General features: G+C 59.4%; 6 protein-coding genes and 1 pseudogene. 3 read left to right on the top strand and 4 right to left on the bottom strand.

The features are described 5' to 3' along the window. Positions 1-958, top strand: a 958-nt coding sequence (locus Q0341_RS06220; RefSeq protein WP_299511263.1) for an acetyl-CoA C-acetyltransferase, incomplete at its 5' end; no start/stop codon positions are given. A gap of 118 nt (positions 959-1076) precedes the next feature. Beyond that, on the top strand, positions 1077-1814 hold the full coding sequence (gene phbB, locus Q0341_RS06215) for an acetoacetyl-CoA reductase (protein WP_299511262.1): 738 nt from the start codon (positions 1077-1079) through the stop codon (positions 1812-1814). Positions 1815-1888: 74 nt separating this feature from the next. Here the strand turns inward: phbB and Q0341_RS06210 are convergent. Together Q0341_RS06210 and Q0341_RS06205 are read right to left on the bottom strand one after the other, a co-directional pair. Continuing rightward, positions 1889-2809 (bottom strand): annotated as a pseudogene (locus Q0341_RS06210) (stomatin-like protein). Between the two features lie 36 nt (positions 2810-2845). Further along, positions 2846-3265 (bottom strand): NfeD family protein, encoded by a 420-nt coding sequence (locus Q0341_RS06205; RefSeq protein WP_299511261.1) that lies wholly within the window; start codon positions 3263-3265, stop codon positions 2846-2848. A gap of 455 nt (positions 3266-3720) precedes the next feature. On the opposite strand from Q0341_RS06205, the gene Q0341_RS06200 reads away from it, so the two are divergent. Beyond that, entirely contained in the window at positions 3721-4803 is a 1083-nt protein-coding gene (locus Q0341_RS06200; protein WP_299511260.1) for an NAD(P)H-binding protein, read from the top strand. Between the two features lie 18 nt (positions 4804-4821). Here Q0341_RS06200 and Q0341_RS06195 read toward each other — a convergent pair whose 3' ends face one another. Next, the gene (locus Q0341_RS06195; protein WP_299511259.1) at positions 4822-5817 is read right to left on the bottom strand and encodes a protochlorophyllide reductase; all 996 of its coding nucleotides are present in this window, start codon (positions 5815-5817) and stop codon (positions 4822-4824) included. A 99-nt stretch (positions 5818-5916) separates the two neighbouring features. After that, positions 5917-6296, bottom strand: a 380-nt coding sequence (locus Q0341_RS06190; RefSeq protein WP_299511257.1) for a cobaltochelatase subunit CobN, incomplete at its 5' end; no start/stop codon positions are given.

The raw sequence follows: 6296 nt of genomic DNA, 5'->3' as shown, positions 1-6296 counted from the left end.
GGCCAAGGAAACACCTGCTTTGACCATCAACGCCGTGTGCGGCTCGGGCCTGAAGGCCGTGATGCTGGCCGCGCAAGCCGTGGCCTGGGGCGACAGCGAAATCGTGATCGCAGGTGGCCAAGAAAACATGAGTGCCAGCCCGCATGTGCTGAACGGCAGCCGCGACGGCCAGCGCATGGGCGATTGGAAGATGACCGACACCATGATCGTGGATGGTCTGTGGGACGTGTACAACCAGTACCACATGGGCATCACCGCCGAGAACGTGGCCAAGGTCCACGGCATCACCCGCGACATGCAAGATGCCCTGGCCGCAGGCAGCCAGCGCAAGGCAGCAGCCGCGCAAGAAGCGGGCAAGTTCAAAGACGAAATCGTGGACGTGCTGATTCCTCAGCGCAAGGGCGACGCGCTGGTGTTCAACAGCGACGAATTCATCAACAAAAAAACCAGCCAAGAAGTGCTGGCCGGTCTGCGTCCCGCCTTTGACAAGGCCGGCAGCGTGACCGCAGGCAATGCTTCGGGCATCAACGACGGCGCTGCCGCTGTGATGGTCATGACCGCTAAGAAGGCGGCCGCTTTGGGCCTCAAGCCCTTGGCTCGCATTGCTGCTTTTGGCACCAGCGGTCTGGACCCGGCAACCATGGGCATGGGACCTGTGCCCGCTTCACAAAAAGCGCTGGCCCGTGCGGGCTGGAAGGCCCAGGATGTGGACCTGTTCGAGCTGAACGAAGCTTTTGCTGCGCAAGCCTGCGCCGTGAACCAGGCACTGGACATCGATCCGGCCAAGGTCAACGTCAATGGCGGTGCCATCGCGATTGGTCACCCCATCGGTGCGTCCGGTTGCCGCATTTTGGTGACCTTGCTGCACGAAATGCAGCGCACCCAAGCCAATAAAGGCTTGGCGGCGCTGTGCATCGGCGGCGGCATGGGCGTGTCGCTGGCCATCGAACGCGTTTAACCCACAGCCACTCAGACCCATTGGATTGGCGCACTGCCCAGCGGTATAAGGGCTGCTTATCTGGTTGGTTTGAGTGTGCTCACTTCTTTCACTTCACTCATAAATCAAGGAGACAAACATGAGTCAAAAAGTAGCGTACGTCACAGGTGGCATGGGCGGTATCGGGACCGCGATTTGCCAGCGGCTGCACCAAGATGGTTTCAAGGTCATTGCCGGTTGCGGCCCGACCCGAGACTTCACCAAATGGATCGACGAGCAAAAAGCGCTGGGCTTCACCTTCTACACCTCGGTGGGCAACGTGGGCGATTGGGACTCCACCGTGGCCGCTTTCACCAAAGCCAAAGAAGAACACGGCGTCATTGATGTGCTGGTGAACAACGCCGGCATCACCCGGGACCGCGTGTTTTTGAAGATGACGCGAGATGACTGGGATGCGGTGATCGACACCAACCTGAACTCCATGTTCAACGTGACCAAGCAGGTCGTGCCAGACATGGTCGAAAAAGGCTGGGGCCGCATCATCCAGATCTCGTCGGTCAACGGCAACAAGGGCCAGGCAGGCCAGACCAACTACTCGGCGGCCAAAGCGGGCATGCACGGTTTCTCGATGGCCTTGGCGCAAGAAATGGCCACCAAAGGCGTGACCGTGAACACCGTCAGCCCCGGTTACATCGGCACCGACATGGTCAACGCCATTCGCCCGGATGTGCTGGAGAAAATCGTGGCCACCGTGCCCGTCAAGCGTTTGGGCAAGCCCAGCGAAATCGCCTCCATCGTGGCCTGGTTGGCCAGCGATGAGGGCGGTTACGCCACCGGTGCTGACTTCTCGGTCAACGGCGGTCTGCACATGGGTTAATGCCCTGGCCACTGGGCCACAGCCATCAAAAAACCCGCCTCGGCGGGTTTTTTGCGTGTGCGTGTGCGCTGGGTTCAATTGCCCACTTGTTTTCCCGTGCCCACCATTTGCATTGCCGAGGCGATCAGGCCTGAAACCTCGGTCATGTTGCCCGGCACGATGAGGGTGGTTTTGGCGTCTTGCGCCACCTAGCTGTAGGCCTGCACGGCTTGCTCGGCCACCTTCAGTTGCACCGCCATTTCACCGCCGGGCTGCCGGATGGCGCTGGCAATGCGCTCAATGGCTTGCGCAGTGGCGTTGGCCATTTCGGTGATGGCCGCAGCGTCGCCTTGTGCCTTGTTGATGGCCGCTTGTTTTTCACCTTCAGAGCGGGCGATGAAAGCTTCGCGCTCGCCCGTGGCGATGTTGATCTGCTCTTGGCGGCGTCCTTCCGAGGCGGCGATCAGCGCACGCTTTTCCCGCTCGGCCGTGATTTGTGACTGCATGGCGAGCAGGATTTCTTTGGGCGGTGTCAGGTCTTTGATTTCGTAGCGCAAGACCTTGACGCCCCAGTTCAGGGCCGCTTCGTCGATGGCGGCCACGACTTGCGAGTTGATGATGTTGCGCTCTTCAAAGGTTTTGTCCAGCTCCAACTTGCCGATCACGCTGCGCAAACTGGTCTGCGCCAACTGGGTTACGGCCATGATGTAGTTGGATGAGCCGTAGCTGGCCAGCTTGGGGTCGGTCACCTGGAAGTACAGGATGCCATCCACTTGCAGCTGCGTGTTGTCGCGCGTGATGCAAATTTGGCTGGGCACGTCCAGCGGGATTTCTTTCAGGCTGTGTTTCTGGATCACGTTGTCGACAAAGGGCACCACAAAGTTCAGGCCGGGAGCCAGGCTGGCATGGAATTTACCCAGCCGCTCGACCACCCAAGCTTCTTGTTGCGGCACGACCTTGACGGTCTTGACGATGAACAGGATCGCGATGATCACGAGAATGGCAGCGATTTCCATGGATTTATTCCCTTTGCAGTGGTTGGAGCTGATGGCTCATGTTTTCTCAAGCACCAAGCGGTTGCCCGCCATGGCTTGAATGCGGTAAACGCCCGGGCTTGCGGTCTGGCCTGGCGCCAGCACCGCAGTCCAAGCTGCACCACGGTGCTTGACTTGCGTTGTGCCCATGGCATCCCATGCCTCGACCTCTACGGTGGCACCGAGGTCCAGATGTTGGTCATGGGCTTCGTTGGCGGTGGGCGCTTGGCGCTTGCGCCATTGGCCCAGCAGCACCGCACCCGCGCCACCGATCAGGGCTGCAGCCACCAGCTGTGTGCTCATGCCGTAACCCGCCATGGCTGCCACAGCCGCAGCAATAGCGCCCAAGCTCAGCATCAGCAGGTAAAACGTGCCGGTCGCCAATTCGAGCGCCACCAAGACACCCGCCAGAACCCACCACATCGTTGTGTCGTTCATGCTTGTCCTTTCTGATTGGATGCTCGTATTGTCGTGGCTTTGTGCATGGGTCTTTATAGCCTAGCCACAAAGGCCACTTCCCTGGGGTGGCCCAAGCCCGGTGGATGGCAAGGACAATCACGCCCCCTGTATTTTTCTGGACACTGAAGTGGCTGCCAGTCGTTTGCACTCTTGTTGGGTAAAAAGGGACAAACGCAATCGGGTCAGCCGCCAGTTCGCTGTGCAATTGCCCCCAAACTGTTCGCGGCCACTTTGAAAATAAGCAGTATGCCCATCGCCGATGGGCGGAGCGAGCCACCTAAGACATTGCTTTGCCGAGCAGCGATGTGTGATCGATGGGCAAAGTGTGTTCATAATGGTTTGGTATTTTTTCTTGAGCTGGTGTGCAGGCATAGCGAAGCACAACGGCCAGGTCCAAAGTCAATCAATTTTTGACCCTGTTGGGAGTTCGCGGCGTGACCATTGACGAAACTTCGAGCCCAGAATGGCGCTCCACCAACCATGCGCCCTTGGCCGTTCATGACCCTGTGAAGGGTGGCGCGGTCACCGCTTCGATGCGCGTGCTCTTGCTGGGGGCGACTGGGACGATTGGGATGGCCACCGCACGGGCGCTGGTTCAACGCGGTCACCAAGTGGTGTGCCTGCTCAGGCCGAGCCGACGTGATCAAAATCTTCAAGCCAACGCTGCGCGGCCAGACAGCTTGACGGGGGTCACGGTTTTGTGGGGCGATGCGTCCGATCCAGAAGTTTGGAGCCAACCGTCTCTCAAACAAGCCCGTTTTGATGCGGTGGTCTCTTGCATGGCCTCGCGCACGGGTTCTCCTCAAGACGCGTGGCGCGTTGATCACCAAGCCCATGTGTGCGCGCTGAAGGCGGCACAAGCTGCGGGTGTGCGGCATTTTGTGCAACTGTCGGCCATCTGTGTGCAAAAGCCCTTGTTGGCGTTTCAGCATGCCAAGCTGGCCTTTGAAAAAAATTTGATCGAATCAGGCATGACCTATTCCATCGTGCGCCCCACTGCTTTTTTCAAATCGCTGTCGGGCCAGCTCGATCGGGTCAAAAAAGGCAAGCCGTTTTTGCTTTTTGGCGATGGTCAGTTGACCGCCTGCAAGCCCATCAGTGACGACGATTTGGCCGATTTTCTGGTGGGGTGCTTGGACGATGTGTCGCGGCACAACCAGATCTTGCCCATCGGCGGGCCGGGGCCTGCCATCACACCGCTAGAACAAGGCGAGCATTTGTTTGCTTTGTTGGGAATGCCGCCGCGCTTTAAGCGTGTTCCGGTGGGCCTGATGGACGCCATCGTGGGTGTGTTGAGCGTGTTGGGCAAGCTCATTCCTGCTGCTGCGGACAAGGCCGAGCTGGCCCGCATTGGGCGGTATTACGCCACCGAGTCCATGTTGGTGTGGGACGCTGCGGCGCAGCGCTACGATGAGCAGGCCACACCCTCACACGGCTCACAAACGCTGTTTGATGCCTATGCCCGTTGGGTCAAAGGGGAGGGCGCGCCCGATCGCGGGGAGCACGCCGTTTTTTAAGCGGCTTTGTGCAGCACCTCAGGCCGTCAAGCCCGTGAGCTTTTCGCTCAACGCCCACAAGCGGATGCCCAAGCTTTCTTGGGTCGCTTTGGCCGACAGCTTTTGTGCAAAAGCGGGTCGCCCCGGGCGCTGGCGGTTGCCCCAACTCCAATGCACGCCCGAGGTGGCGAAATCGGCGTCGACCACCACTTGCGCCACGCGCTCACCCGCCAAGGCTTGGCTGACATAGCCCTTGGTGATGTTCTTCTGAAACCAGGGAAAGATGCGTTGAAAGGCCAAAGGCGTGTCGCGAAACAAAGCGGTGTCGGCCACGCAACCGGGGTACACCGTGCAGCACACCAGCCCGGTGCTGTCGTGAAAGCGGCGGTGCAATTCTCGGCTGATGATCATGTTGCACAGCTTGCTGTCTTTGTAGGCCTTGCCGGCTTTGAAGGCCTTGCCGTCGATCATGGCCACTGGGTCCATAAAACCTTGTTCCAGGCCCGCCAAATCGCCCAGGTCAGCCGGGGCGGGAATGGGCACTTTGCCGCCAAATTCCTCGGAGTTGGCCGTCACGGTGCCCAAGGTGATGAGCCGCGCACGGAAAGCCGGTTGTTGGGTCCGTTCCTGCTCTTGGGTGCTGAGCAGCAAATCCATCAACAAGCGGCTCAATAAAAAGTGCCCCAAGTGGTTGGTGGCCACGCTCAGTTCGTAGCCTTCGGGTGACCGGGCGGGCGTCTTCAGGCGAGGCTGGTAAGAAGCGGCGTTGTTCAGCAAAGCATGCAACTGCCAACCCAGGGACGAATAGGCCGCCACAAAATCACGCACGCTTTGCAAAGACCCCAAGTCCAAATGCATGAGCGTGAAGTGGCCCGCGGGCAGCTGCATCTCGGCGGCCACGCTTTGGGCCTTGCCCAGGTCTCTGCAGGCCATCACCACATGCCAGCCCTGCTGGATGAGCGACGCGGTGGCATACAGACCGACACCCGACGAGGCGCCGGTGACGATCACGATGGGGCTGAGGGGTTTGTTCATGGGGGTTGCAGGTACAAGGCCCATGTTCATCGCCAGTCGATCACCATTTTCAGGCACTCAGGGTCGCCAAAGGCCACCTCATAAGCGCGTTGTGCATGCTCAGCCGTTTCGGTGTGGGTCGCCTTCGTAACCAAACGAAGGCTGCACGCTGATCAGCACATTGCCAAACTGTTTGCCCAACACGAAGATGGAACTGCCGTTGCTCAATTGACGCCCGGGTGCAGGGCCCCACTGCGCTTCAATCTCTTTGAGCCAGCGCTCCCGACGCACATGATCGTTGGCATCGATCAAGGTGTGCACGTTGGCGTCTGCACCGTATTGCGAAGCGTTGCCGTGCAGCACGGCATCTCGCAAATCGTCGATGCTTTCCGGCACATCGACTTGGTAGCCTTGCGCTTTCATGGCGGTGAGGGTGTGCCACAACGATTCAAAAACCGACAGGTAAGCGGCGTTGCCGATGTTGCCTGCGTTGGGTGGGA

This window comes from uncultured Limnohabitans sp., from assembly GCF_937889215.1.
Classification (GTDB): domain Bacteria; phylum Pseudomonadota; class Gammaproteobacteria; order Burkholderiales; family Burkholderiaceae_C; genus Limnohabitans_A.
Note: the sequence above shows the minus strand (reverse complement) of the source record. Positions and strands in the feature narration are given on the sequence as shown.